The sequence below is a fragment of the Mycobacterium sp. 3-98 genome (assembly GCF_035918355.1).
Taxonomy (GTDB): Bacteria; Actinomycetota; Actinomycetes; order Mycobacteriales; family Mycobacteriaceae; genus Mycobacterium; species Mycobacterium intracellulare.
Map to the genome: position 1 here is coordinate 401,727 of NZ_CP142360.1, position 19,350 is coordinate 421,076.

Annotated in this window: 20 protein-coding genes; 11 read left to right on the plus strand and 9 right to left on the minus strand. The window is 64.4% G+C overall.

Annotated elements, in window-relative coordinates; translation table 11 throughout:
- Window positions 1–50: 50 nt before the first annotated feature.
- The 3 genes from QGN30_RS02040 to QGN30_RS02050 form a co-directional block, all read right to left on the minus strand.
- Complete coding sequence (locus QGN30_RS02040; protein WP_014383609.1) at window positions 51–326, minus strand: hypothetical protein; 276 nt, start codon at window positions 324–326, stop codon at window positions 51–53.
- A gap of 132 nt (window positions 327–458) precedes the next feature.
- Complete coding sequence (locus QGN30_RS02045) at window positions 459–656, minus strand: hypothetical protein (RefSeq protein ID WP_026071082.1); 198 nt, start codon at window positions 654–656, stop codon at window positions 459–461.
- Window positions 657–1,227: 571 nt separating this feature from the next.
- On the minus strand, window positions 1,228–1,650 hold the full coding sequence (locus tag QGN30_RS02050; RefSeq protein WP_008262748.1) for an Hsp20/alpha crystallin family protein: 423 nt from the start codon (window positions 1,648–1,650) through the stop codon (window positions 1,228–1,230).
- On the opposite strand from QGN30_RS02050, the gene QGN30_RS02055 reads away from it, so the two are divergent.
- The gene (locus QGN30_RS02055; protein WP_014710770.1) at window positions 1,649–1,831 is read left to right on the plus strand and encodes a hypothetical protein; all 183 of its coding nucleotides are present in this window, start codon (window positions 1,649–1,651) and stop codon (window positions 1,829–1,831) included. The genes QGN30_RS02050 and QGN30_RS02055 overlap by 2 nt on opposite strands.
- A 127-nt stretch (window positions 1,832–1,958) precedes the next feature.
- Window positions 1,959–2,588 (plus strand): TetR/AcrR family transcriptional regulator, encoded by a 630-nt coding sequence (locus QGN30_RS02060; RefSeq protein ID WP_008262744.1) that lies wholly within the window; start codon window positions 1,959–1,961, stop codon window positions 2,586–2,588.
- 82 nt (window positions 2,589–2,670) lie between these two features.
- On the opposite strand, the gene QGN30_RS02065 is transcribed toward QGN30_RS02060, so the two are convergent.
- From QGN30_RS02065 to QGN30_RS02075, 3 genes are read right to left on the minus strand one after another with little or no spacing between them, the layout of a single operon-like run.
- Complete coding sequence (locus QGN30_RS02065; protein WP_014710769.1) at window positions 2,671–3,534, minus strand: SDR family NAD(P)-dependent oxidoreductase; 864 nt, start codon at window positions 3,532–3,534, stop codon at window positions 2,671–2,673.
- Window positions 3,535–3,556: 22 nt separating this feature from the next.
- Entirely contained in the window at window positions 3,557–4,744 is a 1,188-nt protein-coding gene (locus tag QGN30_RS02070; protein WP_095562378.1) for a cytochrome P450, read from the minus strand.
- A 51-nt stretch (window positions 4,745–4,795) separates the two neighbouring features.
- Entirely contained in the window at window positions 4,796–5,539 is a 744-nt protein-coding gene (locus tag QGN30_RS02075) for an SDR family NAD(P)-dependent oxidoreductase (protein ID WP_009952105.1), read from the minus strand.
- 149 nt (window positions 5,540–5,688) lie between these two features.
- Between QGN30_RS02075 and QGN30_RS02080 the strand changes: the two genes are divergently transcribed.
- Window positions 5,689–6,459: an SDR family NAD(P)-dependent oxidoreductase gene (locus QGN30_RS02080; protein ID WP_014383605.1), complete on the plus strand. Its 771-nt coding sequence runs from the start codon at window positions 5,689–5,691 to the stop codon at window positions 6,457–6,459.
- Window positions 6,460–6,541: 82 nt separating this feature from the next.
- Here QGN30_RS02080 and QGN30_RS02085 read toward each other — a convergent pair whose 3' ends face one another.
- Entirely contained in the window at window positions 6,542–7,099 is a 558-nt protein-coding gene (locus QGN30_RS02085) for a nuclear transport factor 2 family protein (protein WP_014383604.1), read from the minus strand.
- Window positions 7,100–7,391: 292 nt separating this feature from the next.
- On the opposite strand from QGN30_RS02085, the gene QGN30_RS02090 reads away from it, so the two are divergent.
- Together QGN30_RS02090 and QGN30_RS02095 are read left to right on the plus strand one after the other, a co-directional pair.
- A complete protein-coding gene (locus QGN30_RS02090; protein WP_095562377.1) occupies window positions 7,392–8,306 on the plus strand; it encodes an MBL fold metallo-hydrolase in 915 nt (304 codons plus the stop codon).
- Window positions 8,307–8,390: 84 nt separating this feature from the next.
- The gene (locus tag QGN30_RS02095) at window positions 8,391–9,020 is read left to right on the plus strand and encodes a hypothetical protein (RefSeq protein ID WP_008262709.1); all 630 of its coding nucleotides are present in this window, start codon (window positions 8,391–8,393) and stop codon (window positions 9,018–9,020) included.
- A 354-nt stretch (window positions 9,021–9,374) separates the two neighbouring features.
- On the opposite strand, the gene QGN30_RS02100 is transcribed toward QGN30_RS02095, so the two are convergent.
- Window positions 9,375–9,578 (minus strand): cold-shock protein, encoded by a 204-nt coding sequence (locus QGN30_RS02100; protein ID WP_009952110.1) that lies wholly within the window; start codon window positions 9,576–9,578, stop codon window positions 9,375–9,377.
- Window positions 9,579–10,025: 447 nt separating this feature from the next.
- Between QGN30_RS02100 and QGN30_RS02105 the strand changes: the two genes are divergently transcribed.
- Genes QGN30_RS02105 through QGN30_RS02115 form a run of 3 tightly spaced genes read left to right on the plus strand, consistent with a single transcriptional unit; the run spans window position 10,026 to window position 14,025 of the window.
- On the plus strand, window positions 10,026–10,448 hold the full coding sequence (locus tag QGN30_RS02105; protein WP_014381581.1) for an MmpS family transport accessory protein: 423 nt from the start codon (window positions 10,026–10,028) through the stop codon (window positions 10,446–10,448).
- Complete coding sequence (locus tag QGN30_RS02110; RefSeq protein ID WP_095562376.1) at window positions 10,445–13,330, plus strand: MMPL/RND family transporter; 2,886 nt, start codon at window positions 10,445–10,447, stop codon at window positions 13,328–13,330. The genes QGN30_RS02105 and QGN30_RS02110 overlap by 4 nt, the downstream gene beginning before the upstream one ends.
- Window positions 13,331–13,335: 5 nt before the next feature.
- On the plus strand, window positions 13,336–14,025 hold the full coding sequence (locus tag QGN30_RS02115) for a TetR/AcrR family transcriptional regulator (protein WP_009952113.1): 690 nt from the start codon (window positions 13,336–13,338) through the stop codon (window positions 14,023–14,025).
- 148 nt (window positions 14,026–14,173) lie between these two features.
- Here QGN30_RS02115 and QGN30_RS02120 read toward each other — a convergent pair whose 3' ends face one another.
- Entirely contained in the window at window positions 14,174–14,746 is a 573-nt protein-coding gene (locus QGN30_RS02120; RefSeq protein WP_029383922.1) for a TetR/AcrR family transcriptional regulator, read from the minus strand.
- Window positions 14,747–14,831: 85 nt separating this feature from the next.
- Between QGN30_RS02120 and QGN30_RS02125 the strand changes: the two genes are divergently transcribed.
- The 3 genes from QGN30_RS02125 to QGN30_RS02135 all read left to right on the plus strand — a co-directional run bounded on the left by QGN30_RS02125 (window position 14,832) and on the right by QGN30_RS02135 (window position 19,272).
- Window positions 14,832–15,863 carry an NAD(P)/FAD-dependent oxidoreductase gene (locus tag QGN30_RS02125; RefSeq protein WP_009952117.1) on the plus strand — a complete coding sequence of 344 codons (1,032 nt, stop codon included), beginning with the start codon at window positions 14,832–14,834 and terminating at the stop codon, window positions 15,861–15,863.
- Window positions 15,864–15,934: 71 nt separating this feature from the next.
- Window positions 15,935–16,363, plus strand: coding sequence for an MmpS family transport accessory protein (locus QGN30_RS02130; RefSeq protein ID WP_009952118.1), 429 nt, complete (start codon window positions 15,935–15,937; stop codon window positions 16,361–16,363).
- Complete coding sequence (locus QGN30_RS02135) at window positions 16,360–19,272, plus strand: MMPL/RND family transporter (RefSeq protein WP_014378778.1); 2,913 nt, start codon at window positions 16,360–16,362, stop codon at window positions 19,270–19,272. The genes QGN30_RS02130 and QGN30_RS02135 overlap by 4 nt, the downstream gene beginning before the upstream one ends.
- Window positions 19,273–19,350: the final 78 nt, after the last annotated feature.

Below are 19,350 nucleotides of genomic sequence, written 5' to 3' on the forward strand. Positions count from 1 at the left end.
CTCTTCCTTCGTCGCGGCGAGTTCGATGCGGCGTGCATGCTTCGGGCAGGCTAGTAGGACCGCATCCGCACGACGCTACCCCGCAGAAGGTCAAGTGGGGCAACCGGTCTCGATCTTCGCCCACTCGCGAACATCCGCTCGAGCTGCAGGCTCTGCCGAAGTCGGCGTGCCGTGACCACCGCGACCAGGTTGATCGCCAGCTTGCCCAGCGCGATCCTGCTGGTGCGCTTCTTCCAGCTCGGCCGCGTGGGACGCGCACGGCGGCCGACGTAGTAGCCGATGCACGTCGCTGTCGTGAGCGCGCAGATCGCCGCGATTACCGTCACGTGATGAGCGTCCTTCGTCACGGTCGCGGGAGGGTCACGCGCCGGCCACACTCCGGCCAACAAGTCTCAGGCCAGGTCGTGAGGCACGGAACCTGCCGATTCAAACAAGCTGGACCTCAACGCAATGCGATATCAGTCGATGTCGGCGCCGCCCGACATCGAGATCAGGACGCGGCGCTCACCACCGAGATGGGGATATTCGTCGTCGGGCAGGGGTACCGACAGTTGCTGTTCTGCCCAGTCGGCGGGGTCGGCCTCCACTGGCAAAAAGCTGTCCCGCGCACCGAAGTATCTGCGCGCACGGCTGTTGAGCATGGCTGGTTCGATCACGGTTACCCTCCTTCGCGACTGATGAATAACCCCGACTGTCAACATGTTTGGCTTTGTGAGGGTGGGCCGCCCGCCCCCGGACGAGTCGCCTGGCTATGGCAGTGGCCGAACCTCATCCGTGCAGGATCGAGGTAGTGCCCACGGAGTTGCCCGGGCGCGGCGGACTGGCCCATTCATCCTCGTTGTGATCTCATCACCTGCCTTTCTCCATCCTGGTGTTACCGGGCTTGGCCGACGGTCGCCGCGGAGGGCTGCGCTGCACGGCGCGCACATTGGGCGCGGGCGCGCGCCATGGCGGTGCGCATACCTCCCAGGACCGACCAGGTGACCGGGGCCCAAGCAGGGCGCACCCGGCCACTGGTGGCGCCGGTGGCCGACGAAGCAGGGTGACTGACGCCGCGCACAAGATGGCGTCGACCTCGGCAATCAGGACCGCCACCTCCGGATCATCGGCCAGCAAGAGCCCCGTCTGCCGGCCTGCTGATCCCTCGGCGTCGGTGCCGGGCGCCGCTGTCCCGGTGCCGCAGTGCGTCATCACCAACTCACGTTCTGTCAGCATGGCACCGGCCCATCAGGCGCTGATTGCGGTCTGCTGCCTATCCCCGCGGTTGACCGCGATCTTGCGTGGCTTGGCCTTCTCGGCCACAGGGATACGTAACCGCAGTACCCCGGCGTCGTAACACGCGTCGATATGTTCGGTGTCGAGATTGTCGCCGAGCACCAGTTGCCGACTGAACACCCCACGCGCCCGTTCGGTTGCCAGCATCTCCCGGCTTGGATCGACGTCGGGGCGCTCGGCGCGCACCGTCACCACATTGCGCTCGATGTCGAGGTCCAGCGACTGCTCATCGATTCCCGGCAGATCGAATTCGACCACGAACTGCTCGCCGTCGCGCCAGGCATCCATCGGCATCGCGGCAGGACGTGCCGCGGTGCCCGATAGCTGCTGAGTGAAGCGGTCGAGGTCACGAAACGGATCGCTACGAACCAACATGGTCGTCACCTCCAACACTCCCATCTGGTGTCTGTTCGCATCGGTTATCTATGCCTTGCGGCATAGTTTTTATATAGCTCGGGTCGGCGATCTTGGCAAGGGCCTGGCGAAGATTTTCGGCGGCCAGTTGTCGAGAGATGTTGCCGGCCACCGCATGCAGCGGGAGATCGGGTTGACGTGACCGGGCGACGGCGCCCCCCCTTCGGCGCAAGACCCCCGCGCCACAATCTCAGAATCGCCCGGCACTGTACGCCTGTACAGCGTGCCACCGGTGTCACAATACAACGAACCGGCTGAACGAGGAGAACATGGCAGCATCCGCGCGGCGTGTGGGCGCCGAGACGTCCAAGACCCGGGACACCCTGCTCGACCATGTCGAGAAAATGATGCTCGACGAGGGATACGCGAGCGTGACCTACCGCGCCCTGGCCTCGGCCGCCGGGGTCACGCCCAGCCTGGTCCAGTACTACTTCCCGACACTCGACGACATTTTTCTCTCGGCGATCCGCCGCTATTCCGAACGCAGCCGACGGCTCCTCGACAAGGTGCTCGAATCGCGCCCCGATGATCCACTCCGCGCATTGTGGGAGTTCAGCCGTACCGAGGCATCGGGCGCGTTGATGACGGAATTCATGGCTCTGGGCAACCACCGCAAATCCATCCAGGCCGAGATCGCCGCGGTGACCCAGGCCAACCGCAAACGTCAGGTCGATGCGCTCGTCGCCAAATTCGGCAAGAGCGCACGCCCGGGTGGACACTTCTCGCTACCCGCCCTGCAACTGCTGATCTCCGGGCTGCCCAAGTTCCTTAACCTCGAAGAGGGCATCGGCGTCAAGACCGCCCACAAGGAAGTCACCAACGCCTTCGAGAAGTACCTGGACTCGATCGAACCGGCCCCAGCGCCGAAACGTAAGACCGCCCAACGGCGTTCACCGTAGCGTTCAGGGCGGACTTCTCCAGGGAAGCCGGATCGAATCAGGGCGCAGCGCAACTGCATAGCGACACCGCGGTGCCGCTCGGCTAGCGCATCACGTGCGCACACTGGGTGTGTGGATGGACGTCAAACAGGTCGCGGTAGGAGGGTGGTTGCCGGCCGTCTTCATCGTGGATGCCGTACTTGACGGCCAGTTCCGCGCCGATGAGCGTCTGGCCGCTGAGTTCGATGCATTGGTGGTCGTTGTAGAGCGCCCAGATCACATGTCCGGTGAGCTCGGGTGTTTCGGCGCTGTCGAGGATGTGCCCGAATTTCTCGGGGTTGCTGGCGATGATGGCGCGGACGCGGTCGGTGAGCAGCGATCCCATCCAGATCGATACCGCCGTGATCCCAGTGTCTTTGAAGTCGACGGCCATGTCGGCGGCCATCTTGTCGACGGCGGCTTTCGGCACTCCGTAGGCGGGTCCGAAGGCATAGTGCACCGAGCCCGACGAGGAGGTGAAGGCCACCAGGCCGCGTCGCTGCGGGAGCATCAGGGGTGCGGCATAGACGGTGGCGACGTAGCTGCTGCGCACGCCGACATCCAGGGTGTCGATGACATTGAGCGGCTCTTCCCAGAACTTGGTGCGCCCCATCATTTCGTCGCGGATGAGGGCGGCGTTGTTCACCAGGATGTCGATGCGGCCCTGTTCCTGCTCGATCCGGGTGAACAGCGCCTTGACCTGTTCGTCGTCGCCGTGATCGACACGCACGGCGATGCCCTGTCCCCCCGCGGCGCTGACCATTTCGGCCGTCCGGTGGATGGTGCCGGGCAGGGCGGCGTCGCCGGCGTTCTCGCTGCGGCCGGTGACGTACACGGTGGCGCCGTGCTGTCCGAGGGCGTGGGCTATGCCGGCTCCGGCGCCGCGGCTGGCTCCGGTCACGACGGCCACGCACGGTGCGGACGACATGAGAGTTCTCCTGTCTGTCGGGTCAGCCGACGATCGCGGGCATGGAGTCCCAGCCCCGGACGGTCGAAGTGCGCGAACGACGCGCGTTGTCCATGTCGATGGTCCACTCGGGAAATCGCTTGAGCACCTCCTCGAGCGCGACGCGGCCCTCGAGGCGGGCCAGTGGTGAGCCGACGCAGAAGTGGGCGCCGCGACCGAAGGTGAGGTGTCCGCCAGGCTTACGGCGGATGTCGAACCGGTCGGGGTCCTCGAAGTGCCGTTCGTCGCGATTGGCCGAGGCGAGCATCAGCAGTATCGCGCTGCCGGCCGGCACGATCTGCTCCTGGAACGCGACATCCTCGGTCGCGACGTAGCGCGCGACGTGCGGCCCGGGCGGCTCGAAGCGCAGCAGTTCCTCGATCGCAGTCGGGATCAGGGAGTGGTCTTCGGCGAGTTCCTTGCGTTGGTCGGGGTGTTCGGCCAGGACCTTGCCCATCCACCCGAACAGCCGACCGGTGGTCTCGACGCCGGCGCCGGCGACGACGGCGAGGAAGATGACCAGCTCTTGCTTGGTCAACTTGCGCGTGGTTCCGGTTTCGTCGTCGAATTCGACGTTCAGCAGCTCGGTGATCAGGTCCTCGGACGGGTGCTTCTCGCGCCACTCGACGTATTCGCCGAACATCTCGCCGGTGAAGTAGTGCTCCTTGTCGACGTGCATAGGCTTGCCGGCTTCGTTGCGCAGCACCGCGTTGGCGTGGGCGCGCACCGCGGGCTGCTCGGAATCCGGGATGCCGGCGAGCATCCCGATCGTTTTCATAGGGAGTTCGGCCCCGAGGTCCTGGACGAAGTCGAAGCGTTCACCGCCAACCAGCGGATCGAGGCAGGCGGTGCAGAACGCGCGCACCTTGTCCTCGAGGGCGCGCATCTTCTTCGGTGTGAATGCGCGCGACACGATGGCGCGGTGGATGGTGTGCACCGGGGGATCTTCATTGATGAAGACGCCTGCCGGGATCATCGGATCTGTGAGCACGACTTCGAGGATGTCGCCCTTGGCCGAGCTCAGGCGAGTGGTGTCCTTGAGCCCCGCGTCGACGTCGGCGTAGCGGCTGATGCCCCAGAAGTTGTGCCGCTCGTTGTAATAGAGCGGGGATTCGTCGCGAAGCCGGCGATACGTCGGGTAGGGGTCGAGGTCGATCTCGACATCCCAGGGATCGTAGTACAGGTCGTCCATCTGCTGCCTCCAAAGTTATTGCCGAGCGGCGCGATTCGTTTGGCATTCGGCCTAGATGACGGCACCGCCGTTGACGCCGATCACCTGGCCGGTGATGTAGCCCGCGGCGTCGGTGCACAGGTAGGAGCACAATCCGGCGACGTCCTCGGGCGAGCCCAGGTGGCCGGCGGGAATCGCCCGCGTCAGGTACTCGGTCGGCGGCAGCTTTTCCAGCCGCTGTTGTTCGCGCAGCATCGGGGTGTCGATCGCGAATGGCGGAATGGTGTTGGCGGTGACGCCTTTTCCGGCGTAGTCCCGCGCGACGGTCTTCGTCAACGCGATCACCCCGCCCTTGGTGGCCGAGTAATGGCCCTGACGTGGCGCGCCCTGTTGGCCGGCCGCCGACGAGATGGTGACGATGCGCCCCCATCCGGCGGGGACCATGTCCGCGAGGCCGGCCTGCAGGCTCAGGAAGGTGCCGGTCAGGTTCACCGCGAGGAACCGATTCCACTCCGCCAGGGTGATCTGGTCGAACCGCGTGAACCCGCCGATGGCCGCGCTGGTCACCAGGATCTCGACGGGGCCGAACTGTGCTCGCACCGTGTCGAACGCGGCGTGAACCGACGCTTCCTCCGATACGTCGACACCGGCCGCGACGGCTTTGCCTCCCGCCTCGTGGATTTCGGCGACGACCTGGGTGGCTGCCTCCTCGTTCAGATCAAGGACGGCCACCCGGTGCCCGTCGGCAGCGAGCATCGTGCAGATCGACCGACCCAAGCCCGATCCGCCGCCGGTCACCACCGCCACTCGGCTCATCTCAGACACGCTCCTTGCCGCACCGACATTGGGTGTGTGCTGTACGAATGTACAGCGATACGTACGCCGTAGACAAGGCGGCCGCATTTCGCTGATGTTGTACAGTCGTATTGCGTCTGTTGCCGGTCGCGACGATGGGAAGTGGTGTTGTGGACGACAGGTTCTCGATGCAGGGGCGGGTTGCCGTCATCACCGGCGGCGGCACTGGGATCGGCCGGGCTTCGGCACTGGTCCTGGCCGAATACGGCGCCGACGTCGTGCTCGCCGGACGGCGGGAGGAGCCGCTGAAGGCCACGGCCGCCGAGATCGAGGTACTGGGACGGCGGGCACTGGCCGTGCCGACCGACGTGACCGATGCCGCGGCGTGCCAGTCCCTCGTCGATACGACGCTGGCCGAATTTGGCCACCTGGATGTGCTTTTGAACAATGCCGGTGGCGGTGAGACCAAATCCCTGATGAAGTGGACCGACGACGAGTGGCATCGGGTGCTGGACCTGAACCTGTCCAGTGCGTGGTATCTGTCGCGCGCGGCCGCCAAGCCGATGATCGCCGCGGGCAAGGGCGCCATCGTCAACATCTCGTCCGGCGCCGGCCTGTTGGCCATGCCCCAGGCGCCGGTGTATGCCGCCGCGAAGGCCGGGCTGAACAACCTCACCGGCTCGATGGCCGCGGCCTGGACCCGCAAGGGCGTGCGGGTCAACTGCATCGCCTGCGGCGCCATCCGCACGCCCGGCCTAGAAGCCGACGCAGAGCGTCAGGGCTTCGACGTCAACGTGATCGGACAGACCAACGCCTCGGGTCGCGTTGCCGAGCCGGATGAGATTGGTTACGGGGTACTGTTTTTCGCTTCCGATGCGTCCAGTTACTGCTCGGGCCAGACGCTGTACATGCACGGCGGGCCCGGCCCCGCAGGTGTCTGAGACACAGGCGAGACGCGAGGTCTGCTGGGGTTGTAACCACAGACCGGATTCCAACCGAGGCGATCTACCTCGTCGCTGAGGTTCACCACCGTTCGGCGGGGACGTCTTCGATCGTCAGCGGACGGGCGTAGGAGGGATCGGTGCGGTCCCACTTGCCCTTGATGAAGCCCTTGACGGCGCCCGATGCCATCACCGAGGAATCGCCGCTCATCATCCACTCGAGGGTGCAGCGGCGCAGCGCGATCTTCCAGACCCCGTCGCGGCGCTCGAGGCGATCGAGGTAACGGCCGCCCATCAGCGACACGATCTTGCCGCCCTTGGCCCGCATCGCGCCGATGACATAGCTCTCCGCATGGGCTTCGTCGCCATTGATCTCACAGGTGTGGGTGGTGATGTTGTGCAGGTGGTCCTCGAAGACCATGCTGTGCGCGTTGTTGGCCCAATCCCCGTATTCGGGGCCGAGTTTCACGGTCGGGCCGTGTTCGTCCACGCCGTCCTCGAAATAGACGCTGCCCATCAGTTCCGTGTCGTGGCGGTCATGCCCACGGGACTGGTTCATCACGCAGTCGAGGATGGCGGTGCGATCCTCGAGGTACTGCACCCGCTGCTGCAGTTGCTTGAGCTCGTCGCCGTTGGTCATGACGGTCCTTCCGCTGAAGTAATGGCTTCGCTGTACATCTGTATAGCACACCGTGGGGTCGACCTCATCAAGGCGGGCGTGTTCGTTCAGGACGGCTGGCCTCGTTGTGATCAACCTGCGAGAGGCCGCGTGTTCGACTACGCATGCCGGGACACGGACTACGCACTTTCAAGGGCGCGAAGGACTGCCTGGACACGCGAAGCTCATGCCGTGCGACCCGGACCGGCATGAATTTTCCACCATTCCTCGCCGGCCCGTTCGGGTCCGCCCTTCAACTATCGAGGAGACGAAGATGAGCCTGGCGCACGCCTCAGACGCCCGGATGGCCCCGGCGGACGAGTTGGTGCCGTCGCGCTACGCGGTGCGGGTCGGCGAGATTGACGTGCTGGTGATCAGCGATGGGGTGCTACCGATAACCACCTCGACGTTGGCCACCAACGCCGACCCCGCCGCGCTGGCAGGCTGGCTGGGCGATAACTTCCTGCCGCCTGAGGTGGTCGACTGGCCGCTGAACGTGGTCGTGGTGCGTAGTGGTGACCGGACCATCCTGGTCGACGCCGGGCTGGGGCTGGAGTTCCCGGACTTCCCGCGGGCGGGGCAAACGGCGAAGCGACTGGAGGCCGCGGGTGTCGATCTGGCATCCGTGACCGACGTGGTGCTCACCCACCTGCACATGGATCACGTGGGCGGGCTGCTCACCGAAGGGCTGAAGGACCGGCTGCGTCCGGACCTGCGGATCCACGTGGCGGCCGCAGAAGCCGATTTCTGGGAGGCGCCCGACTTCTCCCACACCACCATGCCGGAGCCGATACCGGACGTGCTTCGCTCGGTCGCCTCGCGATTCCTGGACGAGTACCGCGACCGGCTCCAGACGTTCGAGACGGACTACGAGGTGGCGGCGGGCGTGTTCGTCACCCGCACCGGCGGTCACACCCCCGGGCACAGTGTGGTCCGCCTGGCTTCGGGCGGCGACCGGCTGACACTCGCCGGTGACGCCGTGTTCCAGGTCGGATTCGAAAACCCCGAGTGGCACAACGGATTCGAGCACGACCCCGAGGAGGCGGCCCGCGTTCGGGTGCGTCTCCTGCGGGAGTTGGCCTCGACAGGCGAGTCGCTGGTGGCCACCCACTTGCCGTTCCCGTCAGTGTGCCGGGTCGCGGTCGCCGGCAACGTCTTTCGGTGCGTACCGACCGTCTGGGATTACTGACCGCTCCCGGGTGGTCGCGCCATTGTCGCTGCCGGACTAGGCTATCGCGGTAGCGTCGGCCGACACACGAAGGAGGCGCTCGCATTGACCGACATCATCAACGACGCTTTCTCCCGCCGGGTGTTCATGCGGGGCGCCGCGTTATCGGTGCCCGTCGTGGGCGCCGCGCTCGTCGTACCCGCCGCGTTGGCCGAGCCTTCGGAGTGCAGCGATCCATCCGGCATGGTCGGCAACTGCGCGGTGCAGCTACCCCAGGAATTCACCTCGACGAGTTTCAGCACAACGGCCATCGCCGGAGGTACGAACTACTCGATTCTGTTCAGCACCAAGATCCCGAGAGGCCCGCTCGTACCTTCGGGCGCCACCGGTTACCGCATCCGCAGCGGCAGTGTGTCGGGCACGAAGCAGGACGGAACCCCGTTCCGCCTGACACCAGGGATCGGCGAGGTGGGACCACGGGTCCTCGGAGCACGTTCGGCGTCATCCCTCGGCTTCGCGCTGGATGTGCCGTGGAATGCCGACCAGCTCGTGCGTTCGTTCCTGTACGCCTACGAAGTCGAGTTCTTGACCGGGCTGACCGGAATTCAGACCTGCCCGTACACGACCACCATGACGCTCGCGGACAACGGGATGACCCTCGGTGGTGTCGGCTCGGTGACGTTTTCCCAGCCGAGGCTTACCGATTGCGGCGAGGCACCACCGCCTCCAGAGTGAACCAGTCGCACAGCTTCCGTCGCTATCCCGCTGCTCGGGTTTCGGAATCAGGGATGGTCCTACCCTTGACGAACTTCCACCGCTCAACCAGTGCGTCGCCGAAAACATCGTTCTGCCAATAGAATTCGATGGACATTAGTACTTCGAGTATGATACGACCCGGCTGTTCGCGATTGAGGCCAGGATTGGGGCCGGCACCTATGGGGTGCAATTGGTCGGCGCGCCCCACCGCGGCATGGGCCGCAAATACGTCGCGCAGCTTCTCGACCCGGCCGCGGGACCGGCAGCGCCGGCCGTAAACGATCTGTGGGCCGACAAGGGTAATCCCTTGCCGGCCCACAGATTACGTAAAGATCAGACCGCGGTCACTCCGGTGGCCTGGGGGCCCTTGGCGCCCTGTCCTACCTCGAACTGAACCCGCTGATTCTCCTCCAGTGAGCGGTAGCCACCGCCCTGGATCTCGGAGTAGTGGACGAAGACGTCCGCACTGCCGTCATCGGGGGCGATGAAGCCGAAGCCCTTTTCGCCGTTGAACCATTTCACGGTTCCTTGCGTCATATCTCTTGTACTTCTTTCGTTTACTTTCGCGAATGCAGAACACATTCGCCCTTCAGCCTACCCCACAATTGGAGTCCCTGAATCCGTCTTCGACGGCGGCGCCGCGCCGGGGGACCCACCGGACGAGATTTACGCGGCGATCATCACCGTAGGTTGCCAACCTGCGTGGCGGTGGACGACTCCTTTACGCGCCGCTCGACGCGATGCCAATCGACCGGCTACGGCGTGAAGGCCTGCGATCACGGCTCCATTGCGCACACAGCTCATCACCCCGTCAAGGCCCCCGGGTCGGTTGGCGTGGTTGACGCGACGGTGTTAGCGTAGCCACCGTCGCTGACTCGGAACCCGAGTTTCGCTTCGGTTGGCAGCCATCTTCTCGCGTCAACCGGGCTGTCCGGCGTCTGACTGAACGCAACGAAAGCTGGGGGAACGCACGCGGTGTTTCGAGTGTTGAGACGGTTCTGGATCCCGCTGCTGCTGGTGGTGGTCGTGGCACTAGGCGCGTACGCGATCACCCGCATCCGCGAGTCCACCGGGCATCACGGCCCGAATCTGGCGGAGGGATCCGGAATTACCGCGAACTTCAATCCGAAGCACATCCGGTACGAGGTCACCGGGGCGGGCGGGACCGCGAATCTGAACTACCTCGACGAGAACGGACAACCCCATCTCATCGAAAACGCCCCGCTGCCCTGGTCTTTCACGATCGTGACGACGCTGCCGTCGATGTCGGCCAACATCCTGGCCCAGGGCGATCGGGGCACCCACGATCTTCGGTGTCAGGTGACCGTCGACGGTCAGGTGCGTGACAGCAGGGCGAGCACCGACGCCATCAAACCGTTCATCTACTGCTTGGTGAAATCCGTATGAGCAACTTGCACACGAAGCCGCACCGCCCGTTCGTTGGTCGGATGGTCCGGATCTTCTCGGTACCGATCATCGTGTTCTGGGTGCTCGTCGCGGTGGGCCTGGGCATCTTGACCCCGTCGCTCGATGCCGTCGCGGCGACGCGTTCAGTGCCTATCAGCCCCACCAATTCGGATTCGTATCGGGCGATGCTGCACATCGGCAAGGTGTTTCAGCAGTACGATTCCGACTCCACAGCGATGGTCGTGCTGGAGGGCAAGGACAAGCTCGGCGACGCGGCGCACAAGTTCTACGACAAGATCGTCGCCAAGCTGGAAGCCGATCATCAGCACGTGCAGAACGTCCAGGACTTCTGGAGTGATCCGCTGACCGCGGCGGGCTCTCAGAGCGTGGACGGCAAATCCGCCTACGTGCAGATCTTCCTCAATGGCCCCCAGGGCACGACGCCCAGCCACGAGTCGGTGGCAGCCGTGCGTGACATCGTTGCGTCGGTACCAGCGCCTCCGGGTATCAAGGCCCATGTCGCCGGTAATACCGTGCTCAATGCCGACACCAGCGTGGCAGGGCACCAAAGCATGGCGATCATGGAGCTGGTGTCGGTCGGCGTCATCATTGTGATGCTTCTGATCGTCTACCGCTCCGTCGTGACGATGCTGGTTTCCATGGTCATCATCGGCCTGGAACTATTTGCCGCACAGGGCATTACGGCCACGGCGGGCAACCTGAACATCATCGGCTTGACGCCGTACGCGGTGAGCATGGTGACCATGCTGGCCTTGGCCGCCGGGACAGATTACGTAATCTTCCTACTCGGGCGATATCACGAGGAGAGATCGAAAGGCCTCGATTCCGAAGAGGCGTTCTATGTCGCCTACAGCGGTGTCTCGCATGTCATCCTGGGTTCCGGGCTGACCATCGTCGGTGCCTGCTTGTGCCTCACCATGACCACGCTGCCCTACTTCCAGACCATGGGTCTGCCCTGCGCGATCGCAGTTGGGGTGATCATCGCCGCAGCCCTGACGCTGGCGCCGGCGATCCTGACGGTGGCATCGAAGTTCGGTCTGCTCGACCCCAAGCACAACGTGGTCTCCTCGCCGGGTTGGCGCAAGGTCGGCACCTCCGTGGTTCGCTGGCCCATCCCGATCGTCCTGGTGACCTGCGTGATCGCCGTCGTGGGTTTCGTCGCCCTGATGACGTATGTGCCGCAGTACAACGACCAGAAGTTCACCCCCGCCGATATGCCCGCCAACCAGGCCATGGGCGTCGCGGACCGGCATTTCTCCCAGGCCCGCATGAACCCCGAGCTGTTGATGCTCGAGGCCGATCACGATCTGCGTACCCCCGCGGACATGCTCGTGATCGAAAAGGTCGCCAAGAATGTCTTTCGCATGCGGGGCATCGATCGGGTGCAGACCATCACCCGCCCGCTGGGCGCACCGATCGAGCACAGCTCGATCCCCTTCCTGCTTGGTGCGCAAAACGCCGGCACCCTGCAGGCCGCGAAGTTCAACAACGACAACTCGGCGCAGATGCTCGAACAGGCCGACGAGATGAGCCGGACCATCGCCAACATGCAACGCATGTACACCATCACCAAGGAGATGACCGAAACCACGCACAGCATGGTTGGCAGGACGCACGAGATGGTGGACACCACCAACGAATTGCGGCAAAGCCTCGCCGATTTCGAGGATTTCTTCAGACCCATTCGCAGCTACTTCTACTGGGAAAAGCACTGCTACGACATCCCGATCTGCTTTTCACTGCGGTCAGTCTTCGACACCCTGGACGGAATCGACGCCCTCGCCGACCAAATACAAGGCCTCACCACCGATTTGGATCGGTTGGATCATTTGCTGCCGCAGATGTTGCCGGTGCTGCAGAACACCATCACCTCGATGACAAAGATGCGCGACTTCATGATCGCGACCCATAGCACCCAGGCCGGCACCCAGGCCCAGCAGCAGGAGCTGGCCAAAGGCGCGACGGAGATCGGCCTGTACTTCGACCAGGCCAAGAATGACGACTTGTTCTATCTGCCACCGGACGTGTTCGACAATCCCGACTTCAAACGTGGCATGAAGATGTTCATGTCGCCCGATGGCAAGGCAGTCCGGATGATCATCACCCACCAGGGCGACCCGGCCTCGGTGGAGGGTATCGACCATGTGCGGGGCCTCAAAGGTGTTGTCGCAGATGCCCTCAAGGGCACCCCGCTGAGTAATGCCAAGGTCTCACTCGCCGGCACGGCATCGCTGTATGCCGACATGCAGGACGGCGTCGTCACCGACCTCATGATTGCGATCATCGCGGCGATGATCCTGATTTTCGCGATCATGCTGTTGATCACGCGCAGTGTGGTGGCCGCCCTGGTGATCGTCTGCACCGTCGCCGCATCCTTGGGTACCGCGTGTGGTTTGTCGGTGCTGCTCTGGCAGGACATCCTCGGGCTGGGCGTGCAGTGGATCGTGATCCCGTTGTCGATGGTGATCCTGCTGGCAGTGGGTTCGGACTACAATCTCCTCGTGGTCTCGCGCTTCAGGGAAGAGATACACGCCGGGCTCAACACGGGCATCATCCGTGGCATCGGGGCGACCGGACGCGTCGTCACCGCGGCCGGCCTGGTGTTCGCCTTCACCATGATGGCGATGATCGTGTCCGACCTGCGCGTGGTCGGTCAGCTCGGCATGACCATCGGCATCGGCCTGGTGGTCGATACGTTGATCGTGCGGGCGTTCATGACCCCCTCGATTGCCGCCGCGCTGGGCCGCTGGTTCTGGTGGCCGCTCAACACCTTTGAGATCACCAGGCATGGCCGTGGCGGACCCGAGCCAACTCCGGTCGACGACGACAACACTGCGCCCCTTGCGACAGCGAGGGCGTGAGAGCCGTGACCGAGTCTGGCAAGCTGGCGGCGGGGTTGGTCGCCGCGGCGGAATGCTTGTCAGACACGGAATCAAAACTGCGCCAACGCACCCAAGGCCGGCTCGATCGATCCCGCGATCCCGCGATCCTCGACGCCGCGCTGGCCGCATTAGCCGAAAACGGTTACAACGACACCAATATGAACGATATCGCCGCGCGAGCGGGTGTTGGTAAAGCGGCGATATACCGCCGCTGGGCGTCGAAGGCCGCGTTGATGACCGATGCGCTTGTGTATTGGCGGCCCGACCTCATCGACGACGATGCCCCGGACACAGGCAGCCTTGCCGGTGACTTCGACGCGGTGGTTGAACGTGTAGCGCGCGCCGATGACGACCTGATCTCCAGCGATCTGGTGCTGCGAGTGGCGATGGAGGCGATGCACGATCAGCAGCTCGCATCGGCCCTCGACGAGTTGATGCTGCTCAAGGGCAGGCGCGTGGTGACGGCCATCCTCCGACAGGCCGCCGCCCGCGGCGAGGTCGCACCCGACGGGGACTGGACCCTTATCGCCGACACCTTGACGGGAATGGGGCTGATGCGGGTCATCAGCGGTCAAACCGTCGACGCGAAGTTCGTCCGCAGAGTCATCGACACGCTCATCCTGCCTGCCGTCTGCGCGGCGAACACCAAGGATGGTGGCGGGAGCGCAAAGTAGCGCCGGTTCGACCAACGACAACTGTCGAGATGCAGAGAAGATTGACAGGACACGCCGGGCTACTTTGACAAGAGCACGTATGGCTTTGAAGTCATTCGGCGCGACGCGATCCCCGGAAATGAGTGCGGTCCTGATCGCACCTGTTGTGCTAGGGAACCGGGCAGATGCCGCGCTCGAAGGTCCGGATAATCAGTGGCGCGACGGTGTGCCGAGGCAGTGCACCGGCCATGGCTTGCTCACAGCCTTGCAGGATCAATCCGTAGAGCGCGTGCCAAATCCAGGTCGGATTGAGGTCAGAGTCGAACACGCCTTCGTCCTGTCCCCGCGTGATCAGTTTGATCACCAACTCCTCATTCGGGGACTGGGCCGGGGGGATATCGCGGAGCACCGCCGGGTCACCGAAGAGGAAGACCAGCCGTTCACCTATTGAGACGCCTGCGGTGATGAATCGCCGCATCGCGTCGATTGCGGGTCCGTCGTCAAGGGCGGCCTCGTCCACCGCTTCACTGAGCACGCGGATCGAGTCCAGGGTCGCCTCGTAGATCAGCGTCTCGCGGTCGGCGAAGTACCGGTGCAGCGTGGTGCGACCGACCCCGGCCACGGTGGCGATCTCCGGCATGGTGGCCGTCCGGTTCGCTGCCAGCGCAGAGGCCGTAGCAGCGAGGATCGCGGCTCTGGTGCGCGCTTGCACACCCGAGAGTTGCTTCGTCGAGACGGACACGATGTGATCGTAGCCTGCCCCGGAATAGAACGTTGACGTTCCGATATTGAATGGTTATGTTCTGACTAAGGAAAGGCAGGAGGCCATGGATGTGACGACTTCTCCGTACGCGAGCGACGCACTGGACGACGGGACGGTCGACGCGGTGGTGATCGGCGGGGGCGCCGCGGGGCTGAACGGTGCGCTGATCCTCGCCCGCTCCCGCCGCTCGGTCGTCGTGATCGACAGCGGCTCCCCGCGCAACGCGCCCGCGAAGGCCGTGCACGGCTTCATCGTCTTGGACGGCACCCCGCCGCCCGAGATCCTTCGGCGGGGCCGGGAGCAGGTGCGCCAGTACGGCGGACGCGTCGTCCACGGCGAGGTGGTCTCGGCCGAGTCTGCCGCCCCGTCGGCGGACGGGGACCTGCGGTTCACCGTCACCCTGGCCGACGGCCGCAGCATCACCGCTCGCCGCATCCTGGTAGCCACCGGCCTTACGGATGTGCTGCCGGAGGTGCCCGGGCTCGCCGAGCACTGGGGGCACACTGTGGTGCACTGCCCGTACTGCCACGGCTGGGAGGTGCGCGATGAGCCCATCGGCATCCTCGCCACCGGCCCGGTTTCCATCGGCCACGCGTTTCTGTTCCGTCAGCTGACCGAGGACCTGATCTACTTCACCCACGGCACTGACCTGGACGAGGACAGCCGCGCCCGCTTTGCCGCCCGCGGCATCCGCGTCATCAACACCCCGGTCACCGAGGTCGTCAACGACGAGGACGGTGCCCTCGCCGGGGTGCGCCTGGCCGACGGCCAGGTCGTGGCCCGGCGCGTCCTCGCGGTCGCCCCGCAGATGCAGGCCCGCACCCAGGGCCTGGAAGGTCTGGGCCTGCCGGTGCAGGACCTGCCGAACATGGGCCGCGGTTTTGCCTCCGGCATGGCCGGCACCACCGAGGTGCCGGGTGTGTGGGTGGCCGGCAACGCCACCGATCTGGTCGCCCAGGTCGGGGCCTCCGCGGCGGCCGGCGCACTGGCCGGCGCAGACATCAACAGGATGCTGGCCATCGCGGACACCGACGCGGCCCTCCAGGGGAAGCGCGCGACTACGGGTTCAGGACCGTCGGCGACTGCGTCCGCATGATGGAGCTCTATGTCTCCAGCCGGCCGCTGCTCAGAAAAGGTACGTCGACAACGGTTCCAGTTGGGAGCGCGATGGCTCTGGTGAAGCGGGCGTGGGTTCCGCTGGTGATGGTCTTGGTGATCGCGATTGCATCGTTTGCTGTGGTGCGGCTGCACGGTGTTTTTGGCAGACAGTCGGTTTCGGCCGGCGGAGCCAACGGTGTGGACACGCTCGTGCAGTTCAATCCCAAGCACGTGCTTTACGACGTCTGGGGGCCCGCCGGCACCGTCGTCCAGGTCGACTACCTCGACGAGCACGCCCAACCGCAGAGGGTTGCAACGGCTACGGTGCCATGGAGCTACGAGATCGTCACCACCGACACCGCGGTGATCGCGACGGTGGTCGCCCAGGGCGAGGCCGACAGTATCGGGTGCCGCATCACCGTCAACGGTGAAGTTCGTGACCAACGGGTCTTCGACGGCCACCGTGCCCAGACCCACTGCATCATGAAGTCGGCATGACCGGCGCACACTCCGCTGAGATCGATCCGGCGGCAAAGCACGGCCGCTTCGCGCATGCCACGCGAATTCTGGCTATCCCGATCTTGATCGGATGGCTGTTGATCACGGCCGCGCTCAACGTCATTGCGCCCCAGCTCGATGTGGTCGGGGCGGCGCACTCGGTGCAGCTGATACCCGAAGACGCACCGTCGTTGATCGCGATGAAGCGTATTGGCAAGGACTTTCAGCAGTACGACTCGGACACCACAGCGATGGTCGTGATCGAGGCACAAGACAAACTCGGTGACGCGGCACATCGGTATTACGACCAGATCGTGGCCAAGCTGTCGCACGACACCGAGCATGTCGAGCACGTCGAGAACTTCTGGGGAGATCGGCTGACCGCGGCGGGGGCGCAGAGCAGCGATGCCAAGGGCGCCTACGTTCAGCTGAATCTGCGTGGTAATCAAGGCGATACCGAGTCCAACAACTCGGTCGCCGCGGTCAACAAGATCGTGGCAAGCGTGCCCGCGCCACCGGGGATCAAGGCCTACGTGACCGGTCCCGGACCGTTGGCCACAGAGCGCATGGAATACACCAATCGCAGCATGCAGACGATCACCGTCGTCACCGTCGTGATCATCGGGGCCATGCTGCTCATTGTCTACCGCTCCGTAGCGACCATGCTGGGCATGCTGCTCACGGTTCTTACCGAGCTCGCCGCCGCTCGCGGTGCTGTGGCCGTACTCGGTCACCACGGCGTTATCGGCCTGTCCACGTTCGCGGTGAATCTCGTTGTGAGCCTGGTGCTCGCCGCGGCGGCCGACTACACCATTTTCCTGGTCGGTCGATATCAGGAGGCCCGCTCGCACGGGCAAGACCGGATCGACGCCTTCTACACCATGTACAAGGGAACCGCCCACGTCGTCTTGGGGTCGGGTCTAACGGTCGCGGGCGCGATGTTCTGCATGAGCTTCACCCACCTGCCGTACTTCCACAGCCTCGGTGCGCCGTGTTCGATCGCCCTGCTGGTGACGATCGCCGCCTCCCTAACGCTGGCGCCCGCGGTGATCACCATAGCTACCCGGTTCGGGGTCTTCGATCCCAAACGCAAGGTCAAGACCCGCGGTTGGCGGCGGGTGGGGGTGGCCGTGGTGCGATGGCCGGGACCGATCCTGGTCGGTGCCGTGCTGGTAACGGTGATCGGTCTGGTGGCCCTGCCCGCTTACGTTCCCAACTACAACGACCGCTACTACCTACCCACCGACGCACCGTCTTCCGTGGGCTACCGCGCCTCGGACCGGCATTTCCCCGAGGCGCGGATGGGGCCCGAGATCCTCATGGTCGAAGCCGACCACGACATGCGTAACCCCACCGACATGCTGGTGTTGGACCGGGTCGCCAAGCTCACCTTCCATCTGCCGGGAATCGCTCGGGTACAGGGTATTACGCGTCCACTGGGCTCGACGGTCGATCACAGCTCGGTGCCATTTCAGATCAGCGCCCAAAACGCAATCACGATCCAGAATCTGCACCACCTCAAGGACCGCATGGGTGACCTGCTGAAAACCAGTGATCAGCTGAGCGTGGTCATCAACCTCACCCAGACCATCTACGGGTTGACGACTCAGCTCAGCGATGTCACCCACGACTTGGATGGCAGGGGTCACCAAATCCTGGACACCACCCAGGAGCTGCGCGATCACCTCGCCGATTTCGACGACTTCTGGCGACCGCTTCGCAGCTATTTCTACTGGGAGCAGCACTGTTTCGACATCCCGATCTGCTGGTCGCTGCGCTCGCTGTTCGACGCCACCGACGGTGTCGACAAGCTCAGCGACGACCTGCAGGGCATCACCAACGTCGACCTGGACCGCCTCGACACACTGGTACCGAAGTTGGCGGCGCAACTGCCCCCGCTGATCGCGACCCTGAAAACGGTGCAGGGCTTGCTGCTGACGATCTACAGCTCGTTTAGCGACCTGACCGATCAGCTCGATGAGATGTCGCAGAACTCAACCATCATGGGCCGGGCGTTCGACGACTCCAAAAACGACGACATGTTCTACCTGCCGCCAGAAGCATTCGATAATGCGGACTTCCAGCGCGGGCTCAACCTGTTCGTGTCCCCCGACGGCAAGGCGGCGAAATACGTGATCACCCACAAAGGCGATCCGGCGAGCCCGCAAGGCATTTCGCACATTGACCAGATCAAGCAGGCCGCCACCGAGGCCACCAAGGGAACACCGCTGGAGAGCGCCAACATCTATCTCGGCGGCACCGCGGCCACATATAAAGACGTCCACGAGGCGTCGACGCTGGATCTGACGGTCTCGGTGACCGCGGCAATGGGCCTGATCTTCATAGTCATGCTCGGTATCACCCGTGCCCTGGCCGCCTCGGCCGTGATCGTCGGAACCGTGGCGGGTTCCATCGCTTCCGCGATGGGCCTGTCCGTGCTGATTTGGCAGCACCTGCTGCACATGCCACTGAACTGGATCGTGGTTCCCATGGCGGTGATCGTCATGTTGGCCGTCGGATCCGACTACAACCTGCTGCTGGTCTCGCGGATGCAGGAGGAGATCCACGCCGGCTTGAAGACCGGGATCATCCGGTCGATGGGCGGTACCGGCGGAGTCGTGACCACCGCAGGGCTGGTGTTCGCATTCACCATGGGCGGCATGCTGGTCAGCGATCTGCGCACTATCGGACAGGTCGGCAGCACGATCATGATCGGCCTACTGCTCGACACCCTGGTGGTCCGGTCCTTCTTGGTGCCCTCGATCGCCGCGCTGCTCGGACGCTGGTTCTGGTGGCCGCGCAGGGTCTACTCGAGGCCCGTGAATACGGCGCCGTCTTCGCCGCGAACACCAGCCGCGGTGAGCGCCGACCCGGACGCCACCGGGCCCATCCTCAGCGGTGTCACCTAACCAGGCACCGCCGTTCGCGGCCGCTGGTTTTGGTGGCCACTACGAGTACGAAAAAGATTGGCGGCCCGACAATGTCGG

Excerpts from the sequence above, each read along its gene's own strand:
- QGN30_RS02110 (WP_095562376.1), top strand. The coding sequence starts at position 10,445 with ATGAGCAACTTGCACACGAAGCCGCACCGCCCGTTCGTTGGTCGGATG.
- QGN30_RS02055 (WP_014710770.1), top strand. The coding sequence starts at position 1,649 with ATGGTCGTCACCTCCAACACTCCCATCTGGTGTCTGTTCGCATCGGTT.
- QGN30_RS02085 (WP_014383604.1), bottom strand. The coding sequence starts at position 7,099 with ATGACCAACGGCGACGAGCTCAAGCAACTGCAGCAGCGGGTGCAGTAC.
- QGN30_RS02060 (WP_008262744.1), top strand. The coding sequence starts at position 1,959 with ATGGCAGCATCCGCGCGGCGTGTGGGCGCCGAGACGTCCAAGACCCGG.
- QGN30_RS02100 (WP_009952110.1), bottom strand. The coding sequence starts at position 9,578 with ATGACGCAAGGAACCGTGAAATGGTTCAACGGCGAAAAGGGCTTCGGC.
- QGN30_RS02090 (WP_095562377.1), top strand. The coding sequence starts at position 7,392 with ATGAGCCTGGCGCACGCCTCAGACGCCCGGATGGCCCCGGCGGACGAG.
- QGN30_RS02065 (WP_014710769.1), bottom strand. The coding sequence starts at position 3,534 with ATGTCGTCCGCACCGTGCGTGGCCGTCGTGACCGGAGCCAGCCGCGGC.
- QGN30_RS02070 (WP_095562378.1), bottom strand. The coding sequence starts at position 4,744 with ATGGACGACCTGTACTACGATCCCTGGGATGTCGAGATCGACCTCGAC.
- QGN30_RS02135 (WP_014378778.1), top strand. The coding sequence starts at position 16,360 with ATGACCGGCGCACACTCCGCTGAGATCGATCCGGCGGCAAAGCACGGC.
- QGN30_RS02050 (WP_008262748.1), bottom strand. The coding sequence starts at position 1,650 with ATGTTGGTTCGTAGCGATCCGTTTCGTGACCTCGACCGCTTCACTCAG.
- QGN30_RS02130 (WP_009952118.1), top strand. The coding sequence starts at position 15,935 with ATGGCTCTGGTGAAGCGGGCGTGGGTTCCGCTGGTGATGGTCTTGGTG.
- QGN30_RS02125 (WP_009952117.1), top strand. The coding sequence starts at position 14,832 with ATGGATGTGACGACTTCTCCGTACGCGAGCGACGCACTGGACGACGGG.
- QGN30_RS02075 (WP_009952105.1), bottom strand. The coding sequence starts at position 5,539 with ATGAGCCGAGTGGCGGTGGTGACCGGCGGCGGATCGGGCTTGGGTCGG.